The organism is Amycolatopsis sp. NBC_00348, from assembly GCF_036114655.1.
Classification (GTDB): domain Bacteria; phylum Actinomycetota; class Actinomycetes; order Mycobacteriales; family Pseudonocardiaceae; genus Amycolatopsis.
On sequence record NZ_CP107994.1, the window covers coordinates 7156873 to 7180436 of the forward strand.

Consider the following 23564-nt stretch of genomic DNA (forward strand, 5'->3'; position numbering starts at 1 on the left):
GGTAATCACCGTCAGGCGTAGTCGGCACGCCCCGCCGCGACCAGCCGCGACACCAGCCCGGCGCCGGTCTCCTCGCGCGTGACGGCGAAGCAGTAGTGGTCCCGCCAAGCGCCGGCGACGTCGAGGTAGCGCTCGAACAGCCCCTCCTGCCGATACCCCGCTTTGGTGAGAACCCGCAGGCTGGCGGCGTTCTCGGGGCGCACGGTGGCCTCCAGCCGGTGCAGCCCGGACGCGGCGAAGGCGTGGTCGGTGACCAGCGCGACGGCGGCCGTCGCGACCCCGCCGCGGACGATTTCGGACGAGACCCAGTAGCCGATCCACGCGGACCGCAGCGACGCCCGGACGACGTTACCGACAGTGATCTGACCGGCCAGACGACCGTCGAGGGTGATCGTGAACGGCAGGCACTGACCACGCCGTGCGAGCGACCGCAACGCCGCCCACTGCGACGGCCACGACCAGAAAGCGTTGCGTTCGGGCCACGGCCCGACGCCGGTCGGCTCCCACATCTCGAGGTGCGCCCGGTCCCGGAGCCGGATCCGGCTCCACTCGCCGGCGTCGCGCAGCCGCACCGGCCGGATCGCTACCTCCCCCGCGGGCACCCGCAGCGGGCCGAGCCGCGACGGCCAGCCCGGGTGCCGGCTTTCGACCGGGTAGGAGACGCCCGACACGGAGTTCATCAGGCCCGTTGCGCCAGGAAGGTGACCTGGACCTGCTCGCCCGCGGCGACCTCCGTCATCTCCTCCGGCACGTTGATGAGGCAGTTCGCTTCGGCCAGCGACGCGAGCAGGTGCGCCCCGGACTGCCCGAGCGGCTGGACCAGGTACTCGCCGTTGGCCTCGTCACGCAGGAGCTGCCCGCGCAGGAAGCCGCGGCGGCCCTCGGTCGAGGTGATCGGCGACAGCAGCCGCGCGCCGACGATCCGCCGGTGCGGGTTGCGCGTGCCGCGGGCCGCCCGGATGAGCGGCCGCACCAGCACCTCGAACACCACCAGCGCACTCATCGGGTTGCCCGGGAGCAGGAACGTCGGCACCGAGTCGGGCCCGAGCCGACCGAACCCCTGGACCGAGCCGGGGTGCATCGCGATGCGCGTCGCGTCGATCCGGCCGAGGTCGGACAGCGCCGAGTGGACCTCGTCGCCGGTGCTGCCCCCGGCACCGCCGGCGACGACCACGATCTCCGACATCAGCAGCCGGCCTTCGACGATCTCCCGCAGCCGCTTCGGCTCGCTCGACACGATGCCGACCCGGCTGACCTCGGCGCCCGCGTCCCGCGCGGCCGCGGCCAAGGCGTAGGAGTTGACGTCGTAGACCTGCCCGACCGACGGCGTCCGGTCGATGTCGACCAGCTCGTCGCCGACCGACACGATCGAGACCCGCGGCCGCGGGTAGACCAGCACCTTCGCCCGGCCGACCGCGGCGAGCAGGCCGACCTGCGCCGACCCGATCGTGTCGCCGCTGCGGACCGCGACGTCACCGATCTGGACGTCCTCGCCGGCCCGCCGCACGTACCCCGCCGACGGCACCGAGCGGTGCACGGTGACCTTGGCCTGGTGCCCGTCGGTGTAGGCGAGCGGCACGACGGCGTCGGCCAGCGTCGGCAGCGGCGCGCCGGTGTCGACGCGCACCGCCTGGCCCGGCTGGAGCCGTCGCGGCTGGCGCGAGCCCGCCGCGATCTCGCCGACCACCGGCAGCTGCACCGGTTCCTGCCCGGCCGTGCGCACGTCGACGCTGCGCACCGCGTACCCGTCGACCGCCGCCTGGTCGAACCCGGGCAGCGCGTGCTCGGCGACCACCTCCTCGGCGCAGAGCAGCCCCTGGGCCTCGGAGATCGCCACCCGCACCGGCCGGGGCCGGACGGCGGCGTCCAGCGTCATCGCGATCTGCGACTCGACCGAGCGGAACTCGGCCTCCTCGTCCTCGGCCACTTCGGGCCGCGCCTCGTCGAGGGATTCCGTCATGGGCGATCTGTCCCGATCCGTTCCGTCAGCCACGCCCGTAAAGATGGACCGTACTCGGGCGTTTCAAGCGCGAAATCGACCGCGGCGCGCAGGAAACCACCCGGATTCCCCAGGTCGTGACGTCCGCCACGGTGCACGACGATGTGCACGGGGTGTCCTTCGGTGATCAGGAGCGCGACCGCGTCGGTCAGCTGGAGCTCGCCGCCGGAGCCCGGGGTGATGCGCTTCAGCGCGTCGAAGATCGCCCGGTCGAGCAGGTAGCGGCCGGCCGCGGCGAAGGTCGACGGCGCGTCCTCCGGCTTCGGCTTCTCGACCATGCCGTGCACCTGCTTGACGTCGTCCTCGCCGGTGTCGCTGACGTCGAAGACGCCGTACGGCGAGATCTCGGCCTTCGGGATGTCGAACGCGCAGAGCACGCTGCCGCCGTGCTTGGCCCGCACCTCGCTCATCCGCTCGAGCACGCCGGTGGGCAGCACGATGTCGTCCGGCAGCAGCACCGCGACGGCCTCGTCCTCGGGCGTCAGGTTCGGCTCGGCCTGCGCGACGGCGTGGCCGAGGCCGAGGGCCTGCTCCTGGATGGCGGTCTCGACGGCCAGCAGGGCGGGACCGCGCCGGACCTTCGCCAGCAGCTCGGTCTTGCCCTTGGCCTCGAGGTTCGCCTCCAGCTCGGGCTGGTCCTCGAAGTACTTGACGACGGCTTCCTTGCCCGGCGAGGTCACGATGACCAGGCGTTCCGCGCCGGCGGCCGCGGCCTCGGCCGCGACCAGCTCGATCCCCGGCGTGTCCACCACGGGCAAGAGTTCCTTGGGCACGGCCTTCGTCGCCGGCAGGAAGCGTGTACCGAGCCCTGCGGCAGGCACGATGGCGGTTCTGAACGTCTTGGAGGTTGCGGCGCCCGTCATGGGCGCAAAGCCTAACGTGAGGCCATGCATGCGCTGGGCAATGAGCACCTGAGCAAGGCGGAGTGGCGTACCCGCCTCACGCGCGCGAGAGCGGAACAGCCCGCCGAATCGCACGCTCACGAGGCATCGGCGCTGGTCAGTGCGGTGTCGAAGGTCACAGCCACGACCGTGTGCGCGTACCTGCCGTTCGGCACCGAACCGGGCACGACGGCGCTCGTCGACGCGCTGGCCGCCGGCGGGGCGCGGGTCCTGCTGCCGGTGATCGCCCCGGCCCCCGGTCCGCTGGACTGGGCGGAGTACACCGGCGAGGCCGATCTCGCGCCCGGCCGGCTGCGCGGCGTCCTCGAGCCGGGCGGAAAACGCCTGGGTGCCGCCGCCGTGGGCGCGGCCGAGCTGGTCCTGGTGCCCGCGCTGGCCGTGGACCGTCAGGGTGTCCGCCTGGGCCGCGGCGCCGGGCACTACGATCGCTCGCTGGTGTTCGCCGCGGCCGGGGCGCGCCTGCTCGCCGTCGTCCGCGACGAAGAGCTGGTCGACCGGCTGCCCGGACAACCTCACGACGTGCGGATGAGCGGCGTCTTGACCCCGGGTCGAGGCGTGCTCGAGCTGCCGATGTGAGCAACGAGGAATTGCGTTCGGGGAATGCTTTCAAGCACAATCTAGTTGGCACTCTTGTCGGATGAGTGCCAGCAAAGGAGCCCTCAGTGCCTACGTACCAGTACGCCTGCAAAGAATGCGACCACCGGTTCGAAGCCGTGCAGTCGTTCTCGGACCCCAGCCTGACGGTCTGCCCGCAGTGCTCCGGCCCGCTCCGCAAGGTCTTCAGCTCGGTCGGCGTCGTCTTCAAGGGCAGCGGTTTCTACCGCACCGACTCGCGTGAAGCCAGCAAGTCGAGCACCACCTCGACCCCGGCGAAGAGCGAGGGCAAGAGCGAAGGCAAGTCCGAGTCGAAGCCGGAGACCAAGACGGAGTCGAAGCCCAAGTCCGACTCGGGCTCGGCATCCTCGTCCTCGGGTACGACAAAAACCGCCGCCGCGGCCTCCTGAGCCCGGAGTTATCCACAACACCCCGGTTGTCCACAGGGTGCGGGCGAGGCCCTTCCGGCGGCCCGTCCGCTGCTCCTAACGTCGATCTTGTGCGGCACGTGGCCGCACCCGATCCGACCGAGGAGCACCTGTGGATGTCTTGGCGAAGCTCCGCACACTCGATCTCACCCGGCTGCCGAGCCGGCGGACGCGGCTGCTCCGCCGCTGGCTCGCCGTCGGCCTGCTCCTGACCGGGACCCTGCTCGTCGCGCATCCCGGCTCCGCGCGGGGCGCACCGACGACCCCGACCGTCGTCGCGGCGCGCGATCTCCCGTCCGGCGCCACGCTCCGCGCCGCCGACGTCCGGCTGGCCGATTTCCCCAGCGAGACACGCCCTTCCGGGGCCCTGAGCACCCTCGACGTCGCCGCCGGGCGGCTGCTGGCGGGCGCCGTCCGCGCCGGTGAACCCCTGACCGACGTCCGGCTGGCGATCACCATCCCCGCTTCGGGTGATCCCGCGACGGCGACCGTGCCGGTCCGGCTCGCCGACGCGGCCGTGGCCGAACTGCTGCGCCCCGGACAGCGCGTCGACGTCGTGGCCGCGCCAGGCGGGTCCGCGTCCGTGCTGGCCAGTGGGGCCACGGTGGTGACGATCTCATCGCCGGAAGCAGGCTCGGCGCGTCCGCTCGCCGGACCGGCCAAGGGACCGCTTGTGCTGCTTCGGCTTCCGGAAGAAGTCGCGACGAGGGTGGCGGCGATTTCACTGGACCGTCCGGTAACGGTTACTCTCCGCTAGCCCGCGTCCGCCGAGACGGGCGACGGCATCCCCCGGCAGGCTTCGGGGCGGTGGAGCACCGTCCCCGTTCGTGAGGAGAACCAGTGCTCAAGGGTTTCAAGGACTTCCTGATGCGCGGCAACGTCGTCGACCTCGCCGTCGCGGTGGTCATCGGCTCGGCGTTCACGGCCATCGTCACGGCGTTCACCACCGGCCTCGTCAAGCCGCTGATCAACACGATCGGCGGCACGGACGCCGCCAAGGGCCTCGGCTACCAGATCTTCGACAACAACCCCGGCACGTTCCTGGACTTCGGCAACGTGATCAACGCGGCGATCAACTTCGTGCTGGTCGCGGCGGTCGTCTACTTCGTGATCGTGCTGCCGGTGAAGCACGTGCAGGAGCGCCGCAAGCGCGGCCAGGAGCCGGGTCCCTCGGAGCCGACCGACGTCGAGCTGCTCATCGAGATCCGCGACCTGCTGCGGGCCCAGGCCCAGCGCGACGGCGGCCGCGGCTGAGGTCAGCGGTCGTGGTGCGGTGGCCGGTTCTCCCGGTACCAGTCGTCCGGGAGGCCGGTGCGCCGGTCCGGGTCGCGCTCGTCGGAGGTCGTCTCGGGCAGGACGTCCCCGAAGATCTCGTCGACCCGGCGGCGCTGCGCGCTGCCGGCCTGGTGGTCGCGTTCTTTGCCCGGCATGGCCCCAGTGTCCCACGACGCGTTCATTGACAACTCCAGAGCGAAGGAACGCTCTCGTCCGGGCGGTGCCTGGCGCGCGCTGTGGATCCGCAGCGCGCGACCGGGCATCACACCTCTTCGAGGCCCGAAAGCTCGTCGATCACGTGCGGCACGAGCGAGGTCAGGGTCGCCATCCCGTCCCGCACCGCGGAGCGCGAGCCGGCGAGGTTGACCACCAGGGTGCTGCCGGACACGCCCGCGAGCCCTCGCGAGATCCCGGCGTCGACGGCGCCGGCGGCCAGGCCGGACGCGCGGATCGCCTCGCTGATGCCCGGGATGGGCCGGTCGAGCACGCCGGCGGTGGCGTCGGGGGTGTTGTCACGCGGCAGCACACCGGTGCCGCCGACGGTGATCACCAGGTCGGCACCGCCGATCACGGCGGTGTTGAGCGCATTGCGGATACCCACGGACTCGGCCTCGACGACGACCACGCCGTCGACGATGAAGCCCGCTTCTTCGAGCAGCTCGGTCACCAGGGGTCCCGTGCCGTCCTCGTGCTCGCCGTGCGCCACGCGATCGTCCACGATGACCACGAGGGCCCGGCCCAGCCGTTGTGCACTCCGTTCCATGGCGCCCACCGTAGTCGGTTTCGGCGGCCCACTGCCGGGAGGTGCCCGGCGAGTTCTGACGATTCCGTGACGTGACCGCGCTCGTCGTGACGGCGCCCGGCGCGAGCACCTAGCGTGTCCGTTATGCGCGTACTGGTCACCGGCGGAGCCGGGTTCATCGGGTCACACATCGCCGATCAGCTGGCCGATGCGGGCGACGACGTCGTGGTGCTCGACAACCTGCTCGCCACGGCCCACGGCTCCCGCACGCCACCGGCGTACACCGGCAGGCACCGGTTCCTGCGCGGCGACGTGACCGACAGCGAGATCGTCGCCGAGCTGCTGGACGGCGTCGACGCGGTGTGCCACCAGGCGGCCGTCGTCGGGCACGGGATCGACCCGTCGGACGCGCCGTCGTACGCCCTGCACAACGACTACGGCACGGCGGTGCTGCTGGCCGGGATGCACGCGGCCGGCGTGCGGAAGCTGGTGCTGGCGTCGTCGATGGTCGTCTACGGCGAAGGCCGGTACTCGTGCCCGGACCACGGCGTCGTGCCGCCGTCGCCGCGCCGGGTGTCCGATGTGGACGCAGGCCGGTTCGAGCCGCGCTGCCCGGTCTGCGGCACCGAACTGGCCTGGCAGCTGGTGCCCGAAGACGCGCCGCTGAACCCTCGCAGCACTTACGCGGCGACAAAACTGGCGCAGGAACACCTGGCCGGCGCGTGGGCCCGGCAGACCGGCGGCAGCGTCTGGGCGATGCGCTACCACAACGTCTACGGCCCGCGGATGCCCCAGAACACCCCGTACGCCGGCGTCGCGTCCCTGTTCCGCTCGGCGCTGGTCCGCGGCGAAGCCCCGCTGGTGCTGGAAGACGGCCGGCAGCAGCGAGACTTCGTGCACGTCCACGACGTCGCGCGGGCCAACGTACTCGCCCTCCACACGCCCGGACCGGCGGGCGACAGCACCCCGGTCAACGTCTGCTCCGGCACCCCGCACACCGTCGGCGAGCTGGCCGGGGAGCTGGCACGGGCGTGCGACGGCCCGGCGCCGCGGGTCGTCGGCGGGGCCCGGGCCGCGGACGTCCGGCACGTCGTCGCCGACCCCGCGCGGGCCCGGGAGCTGCTCGGGTTCACCGCGGAGGTCGGGTTCGCGACCGGGATCGACGGCTTCGCGACGGCGGAACTGCGGGACCCGGTTTCGGTTTGACGGGAATGGTCCGGCGGCCGTCGCACTTGTTCCGGTCATGCACCGGATCACCGTGGGCGACTACACGATCGAAGCGCTGACCGACGGCCTGTGCCGGATCCCGATCCCGTTCTTCCCCGGACTGGACCCGGTCGAGCACCCCGAGGTCCTCGACCCGGACGGCACCGTGCACGTGCCGATCGGCGCGTTCCTGGTCCGCGGCCAGAGCCGCACGATCCTGGTCGACACCGGGTTCGGCCCGCGCGAGACCGGCTTCCCGCACGGCGTCACGCCGGCCACGGGCGACCCGGCGCCGCCGATGGGCGAAGGCGGCGACCTCCTGGCTGCGCTGGCCAAGGCGGGCACGGCACCCGAGGACGTCGACACGGTGTTCGTCACGCACCTGCACTCGGACCACGTGGGCTGGCTGGCGCCGGAGGGCACGCCGGCGTTCGCCCGCGCCCGGGTCGTCCACGGCGCGGCGGACTGGCACCCGATGGTCGAACGGCTCGGCCACGACGACTGGAGCCGCGTCGGGCTGGAAGCGGTGCGCACGGCCGGGAGCATCGAGGCGATCCACGGCGAAGCCGTCCCGCTGGCCCCCGGCGTCACCGCACGCCACGCGCCGGGCCACACCCCCGGGCACTACGTCCTCGACGTCGAGGCGGACGACGAGCGGCTGATCCTGCTCGGCGACGTCATCCACGCACCGGTGCAGCTGCGCGACGACCGGATCCACTTCATCGCCGACCACGACCCGGCCGAGGCCGCCCGCACCCGCCAGCGCTGGCTGGACGAGGCCGAGCGCACGTCGGCGGTGATCGCGCCGGCCCACTTCCCCGGCCTGGAGTTCCTCCGCCTCGGCCCGGGCCGGACCCCGGTCGCCGTCTAGGGCTTCGTTGCGCAGGGCCACGCAGTCACGCACGGCCGTCTCCACCGCGCCGGGAGCCGGCACAGCGCCCGGGTCACGACCAGTCGACGATCGCGCCGAGCACGTTGATCGACTGGAACTTCATCGACTTCATGGCGAGCGAGTTCCCCAGGGCAGCCGACCGCTCTAACCGCGCGTCCCGGCGCCGAACTCGGTCCACTGCTCCAAGAATGCGCAGAGTGCGACCCCGGGCAACGTCCTCTTCATGGTTCCTCCCTGGTCAGAGTGATCCAGCCTCTGACGGGAAGGTGACCGGCCGCGGCGGCCGGGACTCGGATCAGCCGGCGGTCCCACCGATGTGGGTGTCACCCATCTCTACGACATCGCCAGCGGCAGGCGGACTTCGAACCGGCAGCCCGGGCCGTGGTTGTGCACGCCGATCTTCCCCCGGTGCGCCTCGACCAGGCCCTTGGCGATGGCCAGGCCGAGGCCGCCGCCGGTGGTCGTCCCGCTGCGCTCGGGCGTGCGGGCCTGCGTGCCGCGGAAGGCGACGTCGAAGACGCGGCCGATCTCGTCGTCCGGGATGCCGCCGCAGGAGTCGTCGACGGCGAGCAGGGCCTCGTCGCCGTCGACGCCGATCTGCACCGCGACCGTCCCGTCCGGCGGGGTGTGGCGGATCGCGTTGGACACCAGGTTCCGCACGATCCGGGCCAGTTCCGGGTCGCTGCCGGAGACGATCGGCCAGGACTCGGCGTTGGCGAGCACGCGCACCCGCTTCCGCTCGGCGACCGGGCTCTGGGCGGCGACGGCGTCGCTGACGACGTCGCGCAGCGGCACCGCGGACATGGTGAGCTCGAGGGCGCCCGCGGTGATCCGCGAAAGCTCGAACAGGTCGCCGACCATCCCGGACAGCCGGGTGGTCTCGCCGCTGATCCGCTGGGCGTAGTCGGCGACCTCGTCGCGTTCGGAGACGACGCCGTCGGCCAGCGCCTCCGCCATCGCCTGGATGCCGGCCAGGGGGCTGCGCAGGTCGTGGCTGATCCAGGCGACGAGTTCGCGCCGCGAGGCCTCGGCCGCGCGCTCCCGGTTCCGCGCCTCCCGCTCCCACACACTGCGGCGGGCGATGGCCCGGCCGAGGATGATCGCGGCGGGCACGGTGATCACCGCGACGAGCAGGCAGACCAGCAGCATCGTGGTCAGCGCCGGGGTGAACATGAACCCGCTGACGCCCAGCACGCCGACGAGCGTCGAGAGCACCGGGATCAGCACCAGCACGGTCAGCGTGGTGGCCAGGGAACCGCGGCGCAGCACGTAGAGCACCACGCCGCCCAGCACGGCCACGGGAAGGGCGAACAGCAACGCCAGCGGCAGGATGTGCCAGAGGTGCGCCAGAATCTCGCCGAAGGACTCTCCGGGTTCGATCACGGTTGCTCCCGGTCGTAGCGGTAGCCGACGCCCCAGACGGTCGCGACCCGGGTCGGCTTGGCCGGTTCGCGCTCGATCTTCTCGCGCAACCGTCGCACGTGGACGGTCACCGTCGACTGGTCGCCGAAGTCCCAGCCCCAGACCTTCTCCAGCAGGTCCGCCCGCGAGTAGGCGACGCCGGCGTGGCCGAGGAAGAACGCCAGCAGGTCGAACTCCCGGGTGGTGAGCGGGAGTTCGCGGCCGCCGAGGGTCGCGGTGCGGGCGGTCATCTGCAGCCGCAGGTCGCCGTCGACGAGTTCCGCGGCCGCCGGTTCCGGGCGGGGCATCCGCGCGCGCCGCAGCACCGACGCCACGCGCAGGGCGAGTTCCTTGGGGCTGAAGGGTTTCGTCACGTAGTCGTCGGCGCCGAGCTGGAGCCCGGCGATCCGGTTCTCCTCCTCGCCGAGCGCGGTGAGCATGACGATCGGCACCTGGCTGACCTGGCGCAGCCGCTTGCACACCTCGAGGCCGTTGATCCCCGGCATCATGACGTCGAGGACGACCAGGTCGGGCTCGTGGGCGGCGAACTTCGCCAGCCCCTCGGCGCCGTCACCGGCCATGTCGACGGTGAACCCGGCCACCTCGAGGTAGCGGCGCACGACGTCGCGCACGGTCTCGTCGTCGTCGACCACGAGCACGCGCCCGGCCAGATCGCCTGTCATGTCTTCACCAGCCCGTCAGCAGCAGATGGTTGACCGCCAGCGCCGTCGCGGCCTGCGCGGCCAGCCACCACCGGCGCCCCGGCCGTGGCAGCAGAGCCGTCATCGGCAGCAGCCACGCCCCGAACGGTAGCCAGATCCGTTCGGTCTCCGCTTTCGACAGGCCCGAAACGTCGGCGAAGATGATCGCGAGCAGGGCGGCGATGCCGAGGAGGAGCACCGGTTCGGCCCACACCGCGGGGCGGGGGCGGGGCAGGAACGCCTCGGTCAGGCCGCGCCGGAGGGCAGCCACGACCGCGGGACCGAGCGCCACCGCGACCGCGGCCAGGTCCGCCCACACCCAGTAGGAGTACGGCCGGACCAGGGCGACTCCCTGGTAGTAGCGCTCGACGACCAGGTGGTAGCCGTCGAGCCACCAGAAACCCGCCCAGGCGAAGAGGGCGACGACAGCCAGCGCCGCCACGATCGCCAGTGCCGCCGCCCGCCACTGCCGTCCGAGCACGGCCACGGCCAGCGCGACCACACCCAGGAGCACCAGTCCGTACGACAGGAAGATGCCGAAGCCCAGCAGTCCGCCCGCGGCCAGCCCGGCGGGAACGGCGTACCGGCGGCCGTGGGCGAACCCGTTCGCGGACAGCGCCAGCAACGCCAGGCCGGTCGCCGTCACCCCGGCGAACAGGCCGTCCGCCGACACGCCGATCCACACCGCTCCTGGGGTGAGCACGGCGAAGGGCAGCACCGAGCGAGCCGCTTCCGGCCGGCCGAGCAAGGCGACTGTGGCGGGCACGGCCACCGCCACCAGACTGCCGACGAGCACGACGGCCGTCGCCGCCCACGCGCCGCCGTGCAGGCCGAGCCGGTCCAGCCAGACGAAGACCAGCGTCGCGCCTGGCGGGTGCCCGGACACGTGGGTGGTCCAGGAGTTCGGCTGGAAGTCGAGGATGCGGGAGGAGAACTCGCGCAGCATCCGCGGGATGTCGGTGATCCCGGGTACCTCGTGCAGGTACTCCTGGGGAATGGTGAGGTGCCCGGCGAACCCGCGCGCCCAGCCGTCGACCAAGGTCAACGAAAAGATCCAGGCGAGCGAGGCGAAGTAGCCGGCGACGAGGGCGCGGCGCCACGGCAGGCGAGTGGCCAGCGCCGGGCCGTGGAGCACCACCGCGGCGGCGATCAGCACCGCGAACACCGACCCGGGGCCGACGTGCGGCAGCCAGTCGGCGAACAGCGGCGGCGCGCTGACGAAGATGACCACACCGGAGTTCGGTCGGTTGTAGTAGAGGCCGGCCGCGGCGGCCGCGGCGACGAGCACCACGGCCGCCGCGACGGCGAGGAGATCGGCCCGGCGGGCGCGGCGCGCGGGTCGATCGGGTGGCAGGTCTTCGGGTTCGCGGGCAGTCGGCTCGGCAAGCCCGGCTGCCGACTTCGGCTCGCTCATCGCCGTCCACCTTAGGGCCGTACGCCGGGTTCCGCGGTCCGGCGACGGCAGCCGTAACGAGCCGGTAAGAACTCGTCACCCGATCGGTCAACGTCATGATTCAGTAAGCACTGCAACGGTTTCCCACCGTCCACGATAGACCTACCGTCAGCGGCGTGACTGACTTGGAAGTGGACGTGGTCCTCCCCTGCCTCGACGAGGCGGGCGCCCTGCCCGATGTGCTCGGCGGGCTGCCGCCGGGCTACCGCGCGATCGTGGTCGACAACGGCTCGGCCGACGGCTCACCCGAAGTGGCCGCCGCGCTCGGCGCGAAGGTGATCCACGAGCCGCGTCGCGGGTACGGCGCGGCCGTGCACACCGGTTTGGAAGCCGCCACCGCGGACATCGTGTGCTTCGCCGACGCCGACGGCTCCCTGGACCTCGCCGACCTGCCGCGGCTGGTGGCGGCGGTCGTGGCCGGCGCCGACCTGGCCGTCGGACGCCGGGTGCCGACCGGGCCCGGGGTGTGGCCGTGGCACGCGCGGGCGGGCAACGTCGTGCTGTCGCTGTTGCTGCGCACCCGCGGGCTGCCGGTGCGGGACATCGCGCCGTTGCGCGCCGCGGACCGGCGGGCGCTGCTCGGCCTCGGCATCACGGATCGCGCGTTCGGCTATCCCCTCGAGCTGCTGATCAGGGCGCAGCGCGCCGGGTGGCGGGTCCGCGAGTTCGACGTCCGGTACGGCGAGCGGGCGAAGGGCACGAAGTCGAAGGTGTCCGGCTCGGTGCGGGGCACGCTGCGCGCAGTCCGCGACTTCGGGCGGGTGCTGGCGCGATGAAGGCCGAATTCGTGCTGCTGGTCGTGGCCAAGGCACCGGTGCCGGGGTTCGCCAAGACCCGGCTCTGCCCGCCCGCGACACCGGCCCAGGCGGCGGAGATCGCCGCGTCCGCGTTGCTCGACACCCTCGACGCGGCCTGCGCGGTACCCGGCGCCGCGCCGGTCGTCGCGATGACCGGCGACCTCGACGCCGCCGCCCGGGGCGCCGAAATCGGGGTCGCGCTGCGCCGCGCGACCGTGATCCCGCAGCGTGGCTGGGACTTCGGCGCCCGGCTGGCGAACGCCCACGCCGACGCCGCCGCGGTGCACGCCGGCCTCCCGATCCTGCAGATCGGCATGGACACCCCGCAGGTCACGCCGGATTCGCTGGCCGCGACGATCGACCCGGTCCTGCGGAACGGCCGCGACTGCGTGCTCGGCCCGGCCGCGGACGGCGGTTGGTGGGCCCTCGGCCTCACCGACCCGCGGCGGGCGCAGGCCCTCGCGGGCGTCCCGATGTCCCGCGACGACACCGGCGAACGCACGCTGCGTGCCCTCATCACGTGCGGGCTGGAGCCGTGGCAGGCGGCCGAACTGTCCGATGTGGACACGATGACCGACGCTCGCCGGGTGGCGCTCGAATGCCCGGACAGCCGGTTCGCCCACGCCGTCGCGGCCGTTGATCGGGCGGCCGCCTGATGACGGCGCCGGCGAGCACCGGAAGCGAGTTCGACCGCGGCCTGCTGGGCCACCGCTGCTGGCTCGAGCTGCCCAGCGGCGAACAGATCGAGCTGCCGGTCGAGCGTTGGGCCCAGGCGTCCGACGGCGACGAGGTGCTGCTCGACGCCTGCACCGGCCCGACCCTCGACATCGGCTGCGGCCCGGGTCGGCTGACCGCCGCGCTGGCCGAACGCGGCGTCGTCGCGCTGGGTGTGGACAGCTCACGCACAGCCGTACGCCTGACCCGGCGTCGCGGCGGGAGTGCGTTGCACCGCAACGTCTTCGACCACGTGCCCGGCGAGGCTCGCTGGCGGCACGTCCTGCTGGCCGACGGCAACATCGGCATCGGCGGCGACCCCGCGGTGCTGCTGCGTCGCGCGGCCGAACTGATCGCCGATGACGGCGATGTCCTGGTGGAACTGGACCCACCCGGCGGCGGCCTGCGGCACGAGCGCGTCCGGCTGCGGCCCGGCCACGCCGACGTCGCGTGGTTCACCTGGGCCTGGGTCGGCGCGGACGCCATCGCCGAGGTCGCGAACCGGGCCGGGCTGCACGTCCACCGCACCACCCGGCACGGCCACCGCTGGTTCGCCCGGTTGGAGAAGCCGTGAAGCCCAAACGCACGCCCCTCGCGGTGCGCGCCCGCGAAGCCCGGGCCCGGCTGAACGACCGCGTCGACCAGCTGCCGATCCCCAAGGAAGAACAGTTCGAGGCGGCGGCGCACCACGAGCGCGTGACGTCGAAGATCGGGCTGGCGCTCGCGGTCACGTTCACAACCTGCTTTGTGACCGGCCTGATCAGCCACTTCATCCAGCACCCGCCGGAGTGGTTCTTCTGGCCGAGCCGCCCGGTCGGGCTCTACCGGGTCACGCAGGGGCTGCACGTGATCTCCGGCGTGGCGTCGATCCCCTTGCTGCTGGCGAAACTGTGGAGCGTCTACCCGAAGCTGTTCGGCCGGCCGCTGGTCCGCTCGCTGCCGCACGCCCTGGAGCGGCTTTCGATCCTGGTGCTGTCGGGTTCGGCGTTCTTCGAGCTGACGACCGGCCTGCTGAACGTCGCGCAGAACTACCCGTGGGGGTTCTACTTCCCGCAGGTCCACTACGCGGTCGCGTGGCTGGCGATCGGGTCGATCCTGGTGCACGTCGCGGTCAAGCTGCCGGTCATCCGCCGCGCGCTGAGCCGGGTCAACTCGGAGGCCGAGGAAGCGCCGGCCGTCGGGTTGTCGCGACGTGGCTTCCTCCGCACCACGGGACTGGCGACCGGCGTCGCGGTGGTCGCCACCGCCGGGGCCACAGTTCCCTTCCTGCGCGGCGTTTCCGGCCTCGCCTGGAAGACGGGCAAGGGCACGCAGGGCCTGCCGGTGAACCGCACCGCCGTAGCTGCGGGCGTCACGCAGACGGCGCAGGCGGCGGTCTGGCGGCTCTCGGTGGTGACCCCGCGCGGCACCACGAAGTTCTCGCTCGACGAGCTGCGTGCCCTGCCGCAGACGACGGCCGAGCTGCCGATCGCGTGCGTCGAGGGCTGGAGCCAGTCGGCGACCTGGCGCGGGATTTCCCTGCCGACGCTGCTGAAGGCCACCGGGGCACAACCGGGCACGGCGGTGCGGGTGTCCTCCTTGGAGCGAGCCGGGCTGTACGGCGTCAGCGTGCTCCCGGGCGAGCACACGGCCGACGACCTGACGCTGCTCGCGCTGGAGCTCAACGGCGACGTCCTCGACCTCGACCACGGCTTCCCGTGCCGGATCATCGCGCCGAACCGGCCCGGGGTGCTGCAGACGAAGTGGGTCACGAAACTGGAGGCCCTGTGAAGACCGCCCGTGTACTCCTCGCCTTACCGGGCCTCGCGGCCCTCGTGTGGGGTGTGGTCCTGTTCGCCGACTACGCGCTGCCGTTGCGCCCGGACGTCTTCGGCACGATCGGCTGGCTCGTGGGCGGCCCGATCCTCAACGACGCCGTCATCGCCCCGCTCACGGCGATCCTCGGCCTCACCTTGGCCCGCGTCCTCCCGCAACCCTGGAAGACCCCGGTGGTCACCGGCACAGTCCTCACAGGCGTCCTGCTGATCCTGGCATTCCCGCTGCTCTGGCGTCCCTACGGCACCGCGCCCATGCCCGGCCTCCACGACGGCAACCCAGCGCTGGGCCTCACCTTGACCCTGGCCGCAGTCTGGCTGGCGGTAGTCCTGACGGCCCTACGCCACCGCCTGACACCCCACCGCAAGCGCCCCACCCGCCCACAAACTCGCCGCACCTAACCGACCCCCCAGACACGCGTGTCGTCCCTCCAGACACACGAGTCGACCCTCCAGACACACGAGTCGACCCTCCAGACACGCGTGATGCCCCTCCAATCACATGTGTCGACCCTCCAATCACGCGTGATACCTCCCTGATCACGCGCGATGCCCAGCCAGACACGCGAACAGCCCGTCCGCAAGCCCCCACAAATGCGGCCACGCGCGACCGGCATCAAATCCGGTCGCGCGTGGCCTTGTGGGTCCGGCCCCGAAAGCTACGGGGGTCGAGCCAAGTTGGTCTCGGCCGCGCCAGGGCGGCCGAGCGTCTGGAACGGATCAGTTGGGGGTGACGGGCTGCCCGCCGAGGGTCACCTCGACCGTGCGGCCACCCTGGAGGGTGAATGTCGCCTTCTCGTCCGGCGCCCGGGTGCGGATCGCGGCGACGAGCGTGTCGGACGAGTCGATGTTGCGGTCGTCGATCTTCGTCACGATGTCGCCCGACTTCAGGCCGGCCTTCTCCGCCGGGCTGCCCGCGGTGATGGCACCGAGCTCGGCGCCGCCCTGCGGGGCGTCCTTGACCTGCGCGCCGATGTAGGTCTGCACGGCCTGGCCGGTCTTGATGATCGTGTCCGCCGTGCGGCGGGCCTGGTCGATCGGGATGGCGAAGCCGATGCCGACGTTGCCGCCCTCGGACGCGCCCTGGCCCTGCCCCTGGCCACCCTGCGCGGACTGCGGGCTGTAGATCGCCGAGTTGATGCCGATGACCTGGCCGGACATGTTGGCCAGCGGACCGCCCGAGTTGCCCGGGTTGATCGCCGCGTCGGTCTGGACGGCGTCCATCACCGTGGTCTGGTCACCGGTGCTGCCGCCCGCCCGCACCGGCCGGTGCAGCGAGCTGACGATGCCCGACGTGACCGTGCCGGCCAGCTCGAACGGCGAGCCGATGGCGACGACGGACTGGCCGACGCGCAGGTCGTCGGACCGGCCGATCTCGACCGGGGTCAGGTTGCCGACGCCGTCGACCTTGACCACGGCGATGTCCGTGGTCGGGTCGCGGCCGACGACCTTGGCGGCGGCCTTCCGGCCGTCCTGGAACACGGCCTGGATCTGCCCGCCGCCCGCGGCGACCTCGACGACGTGGTTGTTGGTCAGGATGTAGCCGTCGGTGCTGATGACGAACCCGGAGCCCTCACCGGCCCCCTGCTGCCCGCTCACCTGCAGCTCGACGACACTTGGCGACAGCTTCTGCGCGACGGACTCGACCGAGCCCGCGGGCGCGTTGCCGGTCTGCTGGGCCGGCTTCGGCGCGTCGAGCGCGTTGCTCGACGGGCCCGACGTCCCGCCCGTCAGGTACCCGACCGTGCCGCCGGCGATGCCGCCGACCAGCAGCGCGACCAGCGCGACGCCGGCGAGCAGCTTGCCGCCGGAACGCTTCTGCTTCGGCGGCGGGGCGGCGGGCGCGTTGTAGATCGACGTGCCGGGCGGCCCGTACGTGTTCGGCGGCGGGTAGACGCTCTGCTGGGGGTGACCCTGCGGCGGCGTCTGCGCACCCGGCGCGGACCAGGGGTTCGCGTTCTGCGCCCCGTAGGACGGGTCGGCCCCCGTGACCGCGTGGTAGGACGGCTCGGCCGGCGCCGCGTAGTGCGGTGTGCCCCCGGACGGAGTCGCCGTGCCCGGGTCGCCGTAGGGGCTGCCGGACGCGCTCTGCTCGCCGTACGGACTGGCGGGCGCGCTCTGCTCGCCGTAAGGACTCCCGGCCCAACCGCCCTGAGCGGCATCCTGCCCGGAGCCGGGCTGGGCGTCCGCGGAAGGCCGCGGGGTCGCGGGGTCGTGCGCGGTGGGGTCGTTCTCGGTCATGTCATCACCTTGCGGGACGGTCCTGAGAGGTTCCTGAGCCGAACCTGTGCATCGGAGATGAGTATGGCCGGGTCACCCCGCCGCGCGGAGCCGTTCCGCGATTTGCTCCGGTGTCGCGTCGTTCACCCAGACCGCCATGCCCGATTCGGACCCAGCCAGGTACTTCAGCTTGTCCTTCGCGCGCAACACGGAGAACAGCTCCAGGTGGAGCCAGCCGAGCTCGCGGTCCTGGCGCACCGGCGCCTGGTGCCACGCCGCGATGTAGGGCAACGGCCGGTCGTACAGGGCGTCACAGCGGCGCAGGACGTCCAGGTAGACGTCGGCGAAGTCGTCGCGCTCGGCGTCGGTCAGCGCGGGGATGTCCGGAACCTGCCGGTGCGGCACGATCTGCACCTGGACCGGCCAGCGGGCCGCCGGCGGCACGAACGCCGTCCAGTGCTCACCGGACGCCACAACCCGCGCGCCGGACTTGCGTTCGGCCGCCAGGACGTCGCCGAGCACCGGGCGCCCGTGTTCGGCCTGGTAGGCGCGCGCGACGTCGAGCATGCGCGCGGTCCGGGGCGTGACGAACGGGTAGCCGTAGATCTGCCCGTGCGGGTGGGACAGCGTGACGCCGATCTCCTCACCGCGGTTCTCGAACGGGAAGACCTGCTCCACACCGGGCACTTCGGACAGTCCGGCGGTCCGGTCGGCCCAGGCGTCCACCACGGCCCGCACCTGCTTCGGCGTCAGGCCGGCGAAGGAACCGTCGTGGTTGCTGGTGAAGCAGACGACCTCGCAGCGACCCCGCCCCGGCTTGACCGGCACCAGCCCGAGACCATCCACAGTGGTCGGTTCGCCGGTCACATCCTCGGCGAAGGACGGAAAGCGGTTCTCGAACACGACGACGTCGTAGTCGCTTTCCGGGATCTCACTGGGTTTGCCGGGCTTGCTCGGACACAGTGGACAGAGGTCGGCGGGCGGCTTGTACGTCCGCGTCTGCCGGTGCGCGGCCATCGCGACCCACTCGTGGGTCAGCGGGTCGAGCCGGATCTCCGACGCGGCCGAAACCGGCGGCAGGTCGCGGGTGTCCTCGGCGACGCGCTCGGGCGCGCCGGGCTGGTCGAAGTAGATGATCTCCCGGCCATCGGCCAGGCGCCGTGACGTGCGCTTCACGCTTCTTCAGCCTCGACTGTCTCCGCCGTCTCGGCGATCATGAGTTCCCCTGCCCTTTCGGCGAGTATTTCCTTGGCTTCGACGGAAATCCCGTCGTCGGTGACGACGACGTCGGCCTCGTCCAGGTCGGCGATCGTCGAGATGCCGACGGTGCCCCACTTGGTGTGGTCGGCGAGCACGACCAGCTTGCGCCCGGCCTCGACCAGCGCGCGGTCGGTCTCACTCTCGGTCAGGTTCGGCGTCGTGAACCCCGGCCCGTCGGACATCCCGTGCACCCCGAGGAAGACGACGTCGAGGTGCAGCGACCGCAGGCTGTGCACGGCGACCGGCCCGACCAGCGCGTCCGACGGCGTCCGCACGCCGCCGGTGAGCACGACGGTGCGGTCCGGCTGCGTCGACCCGCGCAGGACGTCCGCGACCTGGATCGAGTTGGTCACGATGGTGAGCCCGGAGATCGCGTCGAGTGCCCGCGCGAGCGTCCACGTGGTGGTGCCGGCGGAGATGCCGATCGCGGTACCGGGCCGGACGAGGTTCGCCGCGAGCTCGGCGATCGCTTCCTTCTGCGCGCGCTGGCGGACGGACTTGGCCTCGAAACCGGGTTCGTCGGTGCTCTTGCCGACGATCGACGTGGCACCGCCGTAGACCTTCTCGACGAGCCCGCGCCCGGCGAGGACGTCCAGGTCGCGGCGCACCGTCATGTCGGACACGCCCAGCCTGGTCACGAGGTCACTGACCCGGACCGCACCGGTCCGGCGTGCCTCTTCCAGGATCACCGCCTGTCGCTGACGCGCCAGCACCGTTCACTCCGTCCCGAGTCGGCTCCCCAACCACACAAAATCCTACACGATTCAACACGGTATCCGCTGAGGCGATCGGGGTGAACTTTGAAACACCAGGTCACAGGCCGGGAACCACAAGGGGCAGCAGAACACCCCAGCCGAACAACACCACCACGGGCGACACGAGCGCAACCTGCCGGCCACGCGGCAGCGCGTCGGAGGTGACCAGCGCGGCCAGCCAACCTCGGGGGGGGGGACGCGGGCCACGCGCATGACCGCCCAGGCGAGCAGGACGGCGGCTAACAGCACGAGCGGGACCAGCACGAACGGGAGGAGGACACAGCCGCCGCCTCCGGTGCACCAGCCGGTCGTCGGCACCTGCGTCACGGCCACCGCCGCGACCACGCCGGCTCCTCCGGCGGCCAGGCATCGACGCAGCAGCATGCGCCGATCCTGGCCGGACACCATGGCGGCCGTCCCGGGTGTTACCCGACGGCGACCTCAGCCGGGCGCGCCCGGCAGCCGGATCGTCATCAGCGCGCCACCCTCCGGCGCCCGCGCGGCGTAGACCGCCCCGCCGTGGCGCTCGGCCGCGTGCTTGACGATCGCGAGGCCGAGCCCGGAACCGGGCAGCGTCCGTGCCTCCGACGAGCGGTAGAAGCGGTCGAACACCTTCGGCAGGTCCTCCTCGGCGATGCCCGGGCCGGCGTCCGCCACCTCGACCACCGCCGTGCCGTCGCCGAGCGGGTAGAGCCGCACCCAGACCGTCGCGTCCGGCGGCGAGAACTTCACCGCGTTGTCCAGCAGGTTCAGGATGGCGCGTTCGATCGAGCTGTTGTCCCCAGTGAGCACCCACGGCTGCAGCGAGACGTCGAAGTTGATCTCGCCCGCGCGGCGCCGCGCCCGGTCCAGCGCGCGCTCGACGACGTCCAGCAGCTCGACGCGCTCGAAGCGTTCGCGCGGCTCGTCCTGGCGGGCGAGCTCGACGAGGTCGCCGATGAGCTGGGTCAGCTCGTCGAGCTGGCCGCTGATGTCCGCGACGATGTCGACGCGGTCCGCGTCCGGCAACGGCGGCGCGCCCGGCTTGCTCGCGGCGAGCAGCAGCTCGAGGTTGGTGCGCAACGACGTCAACGGCGTCCGCAGCTCGTGGCCCGCGTCCGCGACCAGCTGGCGCTGCCGCTCCTGCGAGTCCGCGACCGTGCCGAGCATGGTGTTGAACGTCTGGGTGAGGCGGGCCAGCTCGTCGTCGCCGCTGACCGGGATCGGCCGCAGGTCGCCGGTCTTGGAGACGCGCTCGGCGGCCGACGTCAGCCGGTCGACCGGGCGCAGGCCGGCGCGCGCGACCGCGGTGCCCGCCGCGGCGGCGACCAGGATGCCCGCGCCGCCGATCAGGAACAGCACCAGCGCGAGCTCGTTCAGCGTGCGCTTGGTCGGGCCCATCGACTGGGCCAGCACGATGGCTTCGCCGTGCCCGGAGGGCAGCGCGACGACCCGGCTGTCCGTGTGGAAGTCCGTCCGCAGCGACTGCGCCGAATCGCCGTTGGCGACGTCGAGCTCCCGCTGGTCGAACGGCGGCGCCGAGCTCGACAGCGGGTAGGTCATCACGGCGTGCTGGACGTCGGGGGCGGCGTTGAGCTGCCCGATCTGCAGGTCCGCGCTCGCCAGGAACGCGCCGGGGACCTGCCGCAGCTCGGTCTGCACCTGCGGCGAGTTGACCGCCGCCTCGGCGCGCGCGACGAGGCCGTCGTCCAGCTGCTGGTAGAGGTTGCTGCTGACGACCATGTACGCGCCGAGGGAGACCAGCGCGACGGCGCCGGCCACGCAGGCCGCGGCGAGCAGGGTCACCCGGCCGCGCAGGGAGAACCGGCGCGTACCCCAGCGGGTGCCGCGCGGGTCCTCCTCCCCCGGCGGGTCGATCACGGCGGGGTTTCCCTCAGGACGTAACCCACCCCCCGCACCGTGTGGATCAGCCTCGGCTCCGCTTCGGCCTCCGTCTTGCGGCGCAAATAGCCGACGTAGACCTCCAGGGCGTTGCCCGACGTCGGGAAGTCGTAACCCCATACTTCCTCCAGTATCCGGCCCCGCGTGAGGACGTGCTTCGGGTAGGAAAGGAACAGCTCGAGCAGTGCGAACTCGGTCCGGGTCAGGCTGATCTCGCGGCCGCCGCGGCGGACCTCGCGCGTACCCGGGTCGAGGGTGAGGTCCGCGAAGGACAGTGTCTCGGACGCCTGTCCGTTGGGTCCTTCCGGGACGGCGCGGCGCAGCAGCGCGCGCAGCCGGGCGAGCAGCTCCTCGAGCGCGAACGGTTTCGGCAGGTAGTCGTCGGCGCCGGCGTCCAGCCCGGACACCCGGTCCGAGACGGTGTCGCGGGCCGTCAGCACGAGGATCGGCAGGTCGTCGCCAGTACTGCGCAGGCGGCGGGCGACCTCCAGGCCGTCGAGCCGCGGCATCATGACGTCCAGGACCATCGCGTCCGGCCGGTTGGCGATGATCGCCTCCAGCGCCTGCGCACCGTCGCTGGCCAGCTCGACCTGGTAGCCGTTGAACTCCAGGGACCGCCGGAGCGAATCACGGACGGCGCGGTCGTCGTCCACCACAAGGATGCGCATGGCGATAGTTTTACTCAGCGTGCTGAGACTCGCCTAAGAACACACACAGAACACACAAAGAGTTTCTCTCACTCCGGACCGCGCGCGACCGGCGCGTTCCAGTGCCGCCAGAGCGCGACCATCCGCACGGCCACCACGGCCGCGGCCGCCACGACGGTGACCGGCCCCTCGGGCAGTCGCAGAGCGTGACCGACGGCGACGAGCACCGAGCCGGCCAGCGCGGCCACGGCGTAGATCTCCTTCCGCAGGACCAGCGGGATTTCCCGGAGCAGCAGGTCGCGCACGGCGCCACCGCCGATCCCGGTCGTCATGCCGATCAAGCACGCGGCGTAGACGGTCGCGCCGGCGTTGAGCGCGATGGTCGTCCCGGCGGTGGCGAACACGCCGAGGCCGAGCGCGTCGGCGAGCAGCACGCCGCGCCGCAGCCGCGCGACCTGCGGGTGGAAGGCGAAGACGACGAGCGCCGTCACCGCGCAGACGGCGAGGTAGGGCCAGTTCCGCAGCGTCGTCGGCGGATGGATGCCGAGCAGGACGTCCCGGATGACCCCACCACCGAGCGCGGTGGTGAGCCCGACCACGACGACGCCGAAGACGTCGAGCCGGGCCCGCACGGCGGCCAGCGCCCCGGACGCCGCGAAGGCGACGAGCCCGAGGAACTCCAGCGCCGTGAGCAGCATCTATTGGTCGAGCAGGCCACCGCGGTAGGCCAGCAGCGCGGCCTGCACGCGGTTGGCCGCCCCGATCTTGGAGAGCACGGCGGAGACGTACCCCTTGACGGTGGCCTCGGACAGGTGAAGCCGGCCACCGATCTCGGCGTTGCTGAGACCCTGCCCGATCAACGCGACGACTTCGCGTTCCCGTTCGGACAGCGAGGCGAGCAGCTTGCGAGCCGGCTGAGCAGCGCGTTGTTCGTCCCGGTGCGACTGCACCATCCGCGCGGCCACCCCCGGATCGAGGACGGCACCGCCCTTGGCCAGGTCACGCACGGCCCGGAGCAGCGCGGCGGGGTCGATGTCCTTGAGCAGGAAGCCGTTGGCCCCGAGCCGCAGCGCGAGGCTCACGTACTCGTCGATGTCGAAGGTGGTCAGCATGGCGACGGTGGGCGGATCGGGCAGCGCGAGGATGGCCCGCAGCGCCCGGATGCCATCGTCGGGCGCGCGCATCTTGATGTCGAGAAGGGCCACGTCAGGGTGATAACGGCGGGCGACTTCCACCGCGGATCTGCCGTCGCTCGCCTCGCCCACGATCTCGATGTCCTGGGCCCCGGACATCATCGCGCGCAACCCCGAGCGCACCAGTTCCTCGTCGTCGGCGAACATGAGCTTGATCAACGAAGCCCTCCGCAACAGCCAGTAGGAGGCGGCTCCCCGCGTCCCGTTAACGAAGGTTACCTACTGTTGTTCAGCAGTTCGAAACCAGACACGACCAGGTGAGCTGCTGGTCCGACCAGGTCAGGCGCCCTCGGCCCACCCTGGAGGTGTACAGCCGCGGTCAGAACCACTCAGTCGGGTGACGACGGAGGTCGGGTTACTCCATCCGTGCCCCTGCGCCAGCGCGTGTCCCGGGCCCGGTACGCTGAGGCTGGCAGTACACGCCCTCGTAGCTCAGGGGATAGAGCACCGCTCTCCTAAAGCGGGTGTCGCAGGTTCGAATCCTGCCGGGGGCACTCCACTCACCAGACTCGCGCGTCGGCGACGACGCTCTTCGAGCGACCCGTGCGGCGGCTTCAAGCCGGCGGAAGATCGCCCGAGTCCAACGTGGCCCCTGGACGCAACCGTCGCACCCGGACCGTTGCCCGAGTACGCGGTTCTCCCTTTGGCCGACGTCAACACTGCCCGTGAAGAGCGCGTTTCACACCGAGC

Annotated in this window: 26 protein-coding genes and 1 tRNA gene; 12 read left to right on the top strand and 15 right to left on the bottom strand. The window is 72.1% G+C overall.

Annotated features, from left to right (window positions below):
- Window positions 1–11 precede the first annotated feature (11 nt).
- From OHS58_RS31250 to OHS58_RS31260, 3 genes are read right to left on the bottom strand one after another with little or no spacing between them, the layout of a single operon-like run.
- Entirely contained in the window at window positions 12–680 is a 669-nt protein-coding gene (locus OHS58_RS31250) for a GNAT family N-acetyltransferase (protein ID WP_326944546.1), read from the bottom strand.
- The gene (gene glp / locus OHS58_RS31255; protein ID WP_247058075.1) at window positions 680–1960 is read right to left on the bottom strand and encodes a molybdotransferase-like divisome protein Glp; all 1281 of its coding nucleotides are present in this window, start codon (window positions 1958–1960) and stop codon (window positions 680–682) included. Before glp ends, OHS58_RS31250 begins: the two co-directional genes overlap by 1 nt.
- Window positions 1957–2862: a UTP--glucose-1-phosphate uridylyltransferase gene (locus OHS58_RS31260; RefSeq protein ID WP_326944547.1), complete on the bottom strand. Its 906-nt coding sequence runs from the start codon at window positions 2860–2862 to the stop codon at window positions 1957–1959. The genes glp and OHS58_RS31260 overlap by 4 nt, the downstream gene beginning before the upstream one ends.
- Window positions 2863–2886: 24 nt before the next feature.
- Between OHS58_RS31260 and OHS58_RS31265 the strand changes: the two genes are divergently transcribed.
- From OHS58_RS31265 to mscL, 4 genes are all read left to right on the top strand, one after another.
- Window positions 2887–3477, top strand: a complete 591-nt coding sequence (locus tag OHS58_RS31265) for a 5-formyltetrahydrofolate cyclo-ligase (RefSeq protein ID WP_328644892.1) — start codon at window positions 2887–2889, stop codon at window positions 3475–3477.
- An 86-nt stretch (window positions 3478–3563) separates the two neighbouring features.
- Window positions 3564–3905: an FmdB family zinc ribbon protein gene (locus OHS58_RS31270; protein ID WP_247058081.1), complete on the top strand. Its 342-nt coding sequence runs from the start codon at window positions 3564–3566 to the stop codon at window positions 3903–3905.
- Between the two features lie 130 nt (window positions 3906–4035).
- Window positions 4036–4680 (top strand): SAF domain-containing protein, encoded by a 645-nt coding sequence (locus tag OHS58_RS31275; RefSeq protein WP_328644893.1) that lies wholly within the window; start codon window positions 4036–4038, stop codon window positions 4678–4680.
- An 83-nt stretch (window positions 4681–4763) separates the two neighbouring features.
- Window positions 4764–5177 carry a large-conductance mechanosensitive channel protein MscL gene (gene mscL / locus OHS58_RS31280; protein ID WP_326944550.1) on the top strand — a complete coding sequence of 138 codons (414 nt, stop codon included), beginning with the start codon at window positions 4764–4766 and terminating at the stop codon, window positions 5175–5177.
- Between the two features lie 2 nt (window positions 5178–5179).
- On the opposite strand, the gene OHS58_RS31285 is transcribed toward mscL, so the two are convergent.
- Window positions 5180–5353, bottom strand: a complete 174-nt coding sequence (locus OHS58_RS31285) for a hypothetical protein (protein ID WP_326944551.1) — start codon at window positions 5351–5353, stop codon at window positions 5180–5182.
- Window positions 5354–5460: 107 nt separating this feature from the next.
- Window positions 5461–5961, bottom strand: a complete 501-nt coding sequence (locus tag OHS58_RS31290) for a MogA/MoaB family molybdenum cofactor biosynthesis protein (protein WP_247058089.1) — start codon at window positions 5959–5961, stop codon at window positions 5461–5463.
- Window positions 5962–6084: 123 nt separating this feature from the next.
- Here OHS58_RS31290 and OHS58_RS31295 point away from each other — a divergent pair, with 123 nt between their 5' ends.
- Window positions 6085–7146, top strand: coding sequence for an NAD-dependent epimerase/dehydratase family protein (locus OHS58_RS31295; RefSeq protein ID WP_328644894.1), 1062 nt, complete (start codon window positions 6085–6087; stop codon window positions 7144–7146).
- 37 nt (window positions 7147–7183) lie between these two features.
- Complete coding sequence (locus OHS58_RS31300; RefSeq protein WP_328644895.1) at window positions 7184–8017, top strand: MBL fold metallo-hydrolase; 834 nt, start codon at window positions 7184–7186, stop codon at window positions 8015–8017.
- A 354-nt stretch (window positions 8018–8371) separates the two neighbouring features.
- On the opposite strand, the gene OHS58_RS31305 is transcribed toward OHS58_RS31300, so the two are convergent.
- Genes OHS58_RS31305 through OHS58_RS31315 form a run of 3 tightly spaced genes read right to left on the bottom strand, consistent with a single transcriptional unit; the run spans window position 8372 to window position 11554 of the window.
- Window positions 8372–9421: a sensor histidine kinase gene (locus OHS58_RS31305; RefSeq protein ID WP_326944555.1), complete on the bottom strand. Its 1050-nt coding sequence runs from the start codon at window positions 9419–9421 to the stop codon at window positions 8372–8374.
- On the bottom strand, window positions 9418–10122 hold the full coding sequence (locus tag OHS58_RS31310; protein ID WP_247058098.1) for a response regulator transcription factor: 705 nt from the start codon (window positions 10120–10122) through the stop codon (window positions 9418–9420). Before OHS58_RS31310 ends, OHS58_RS31305 begins: the two co-directional genes overlap by 4 nt.
- A 4-nt stretch (window positions 10123–10126) precedes the next feature.
- Entirely contained in the window at window positions 10127–11554 is a 1428-nt protein-coding gene (locus OHS58_RS31315) for a hypothetical protein (RefSeq protein WP_328644896.1), read from the bottom strand.
- Window positions 11555–11724: 170 nt separating this feature from the next.
- On the opposite strand from OHS58_RS31315, the gene OHS58_RS31320 reads away from it, so the two are divergent.
- The 5 genes from OHS58_RS31320 to OHS58_RS31340 all read left to right on the top strand — a co-directional run bounded on the left by OHS58_RS31320 (window position 11725) and on the right by OHS58_RS31340 (window position 15320).
- On the top strand, window positions 11725–12369 hold the full coding sequence (locus OHS58_RS31320; protein WP_328649885.1) for a glycosyltransferase family 2 protein: 645 nt from the start codon (window positions 11725–11727) through the stop codon (window positions 12367–12369).
- The gene (locus tag OHS58_RS31325; protein ID WP_328644897.1) at window positions 12366–13046 is read left to right on the top strand and encodes a TIGR04282 family arsenosugar biosynthesis glycosyltransferase; all 681 of its coding nucleotides are present in this window, start codon (window positions 12366–12368) and stop codon (window positions 13044–13046) included. Before OHS58_RS31320 ends, OHS58_RS31325 begins: the two co-directional genes overlap by 4 nt.
- Entirely contained in the window at window positions 13046–13678 is a 633-nt protein-coding gene (locus tag OHS58_RS31330; RefSeq protein WP_328644898.1) for a methyltransferase domain-containing protein, read from the top strand. The genes OHS58_RS31325 and OHS58_RS31330 overlap by 1 nt, the downstream gene beginning before the upstream one ends.
- Window positions 13679–13749: 71 nt before the next feature.
- Window positions 13750–14874 (top strand): molybdopterin-dependent oxidoreductase, encoded by a 1125-nt coding sequence (locus tag OHS58_RS31335; RefSeq protein ID WP_328649886.1) that lies wholly within the window; start codon window positions 13750–13752, stop codon window positions 14872–14874.
- Window positions 14871–15320, top strand: a complete 450-nt coding sequence (locus OHS58_RS31340; RefSeq protein WP_326944559.1) for a hypothetical protein — start codon at window positions 14871–14873, stop codon at window positions 15318–15320. Before OHS58_RS31335 ends, OHS58_RS31340 begins: the two co-directional genes overlap by 4 nt.
- A 318-nt stretch (window positions 15321–15638) precedes the next feature.
- On the opposite strand, the gene OHS58_RS31345 is transcribed toward OHS58_RS31340, so the two are convergent.
- The 7 genes from OHS58_RS31345 to OHS58_RS31375 form a co-directional block, all read right to left on the bottom strand.
- Window positions 15639–17159, bottom strand: coding sequence for a S1C family serine protease (locus OHS58_RS31345; protein WP_328644899.1), 1521 nt, complete (start codon window positions 17157–17159; stop codon window positions 15639–15641).
- 72 nt (window positions 17160–17231) lie between these two features.
- The gene (galT, locus tag OHS58_RS31350) at window positions 17232–18314 is read right to left on the bottom strand and encodes a galactose-1-phosphate uridylyltransferase (RefSeq protein WP_326944561.1); all 1083 of its coding nucleotides are present in this window, start codon (window positions 18312–18314) and stop codon (window positions 17232–17234) included.
- On the bottom strand, window positions 18311–19111 hold the full coding sequence (locus tag OHS58_RS31355; protein WP_328644900.1) for a DeoR/GlpR family DNA-binding transcription regulator: 801 nt from the start codon (window positions 19109–19111) through the stop codon (window positions 18311–18313). Before OHS58_RS31355 ends, galT begins: the two co-directional genes overlap by 4 nt.
- A 483-nt stretch (window positions 19112–19594) precedes the next feature.
- Window positions 19595–21013 carry a sensor histidine kinase gene (locus OHS58_RS31360; RefSeq protein ID WP_410618533.1) on the bottom strand — a complete coding sequence of 473 codons (1419 nt, stop codon included), beginning with the start codon at window positions 21011–21013 and terminating at the stop codon, window positions 19595–19597.
- On the bottom strand, window positions 21010–21702 hold the full coding sequence (locus OHS58_RS31365) for a response regulator transcription factor (protein WP_247058116.1): 693 nt from the start codon (window positions 21700–21702) through the stop codon (window positions 21010–21012). Before OHS58_RS31365 ends, OHS58_RS31360 begins: the two co-directional genes overlap by 4 nt.
- A gap of 68 nt (window positions 21703–21770) precedes the next feature.
- Window positions 21771–22379: a trimeric intracellular cation channel family protein gene (locus OHS58_RS31370; RefSeq protein ID WP_247058118.1), complete on the bottom strand. Its 609-nt coding sequence runs from the start codon at window positions 22377–22379 to the stop codon at window positions 21771–21773.
- Entirely contained in the window at window positions 22380–23033 is a 654-nt protein-coding gene (locus OHS58_RS31375; protein WP_247058120.1) for a response regulator, read from the bottom strand.
- A gap of 262 nt (window positions 23034–23295) precedes the next feature.
- Here OHS58_RS31375 and OHS58_RS31380 point away from each other — a divergent pair.
- Window positions 23296–23368: transfer RNA gene (locus OHS58_RS31380), tRNA-Arg, on the top strand.
- Window positions 23369–23564: the final 196 nt, after the last annotated feature.

What these genes read in the sequence shown, in the direction of transcription:
- OHS58_RS31250 (WP_326944546.1), bottom strand. Translation starts at nt 680, where the DNA reads ATGAACTCCGTGTCGGGCGTCTCCTACCCGGTCGAAAGCCGGCACCCG.
- OHS58_RS31365 (WP_247058116.1), bottom strand. Translation starts at nt 21,702, where the DNA reads ATGCGCATCCTTGTGGTGGACGACGACCGCGCCGTCCGTGATTCGCTC.
- OHS58_RS31330 (WP_328644898.1), top strand. Translation starts at nt 13,046, where the DNA reads ATGACGGCGCCGGCGAGCACCGGAAGCGAGTTCGACCGCGGCCTGCTG.
- OHS58_RS31265 (WP_328644892.1), top strand. Translation starts at nt 2,887, where the DNA reads ATGCATGCGCTGGGCAATGAGCACCTGAGCAAGGCGGAGTGGCGTACC.
- OHS58_RS31370 (WP_247058118.1), bottom strand. Translation starts at nt 22,379, where the DNA reads ATGCTGCTCACGGCGCTGGAGTTCCTCGGGCTCGTCGCCTTCGCGGCG.
- OHS58_RS31295 (WP_328644894.1), top strand. Translation starts at nt 6,085, where the DNA reads ATGCGCGTACTGGTCACCGGCGGAGCCGGGTTCATCGGGTCACACATC.
- OHS58_RS31260 (WP_326944547.1), bottom strand. Translation starts at nt 2,862, where the DNA reads ATGACGGGCGCCGCAACCTCCAAGACGTTCAGAACCGCCATCGTGCCT.
- OHS58_RS31300 (WP_328644895.1), top strand. Translation starts at nt 7,184, where the DNA reads ATGCACCGGATCACCGTGGGCGACTACACGATCGAAGCGCTGACCGAC.
- OHS58_RS31345 (WP_328644899.1), bottom strand. Translation starts at nt 17,159, where the DNA reads ATGACCGAGAACGACCCCACCGCGCACGACCCCGCGACCCCGCGGCCT.
- OHS58_RS31315 (WP_328644896.1), bottom strand. Translation starts at nt 11,554, where the DNA reads ATGAGCGAGCCGAAGTCGGCAGCCGGGCTTGCCGAGCCGACTGCCCGC.
- OHS58_RS31310 (WP_247058098.1), bottom strand. Translation starts at nt 10,122, where the DNA reads ATGACAGGCGATCTGGCCGGGCGCGTGCTCGTGGTCGACGACGACGAG.
- OHS58_RS31290 (WP_247058089.1), bottom strand. Translation starts at nt 5,961, where the DNA reads ATGGAACGGAGTGCACAACGGCTGGGCCGGGCCCTCGTGGTCATCGTG.
- glp (WP_247058075.1), bottom strand. Translation starts at nt 1,960, where the DNA reads ATGACGGAATCCCTCGACGAGGCGCGGCCCGAAGTGGCCGAGGACGAG.
- OHS58_RS31285 (WP_326944551.1), bottom strand. Translation starts at nt 5,353, where the DNA reads ATGCCGGGCAAAGAACGCGACCACCAGGCCGGCAGCGCGCAGCGCCGC.
- OHS58_RS31325 (WP_328644897.1), top strand. Translation starts at nt 12,366, where the DNA reads ATGAAGGCCGAATTCGTGCTGCTGGTCGTGGCCAAGGCACCGGTGCCG.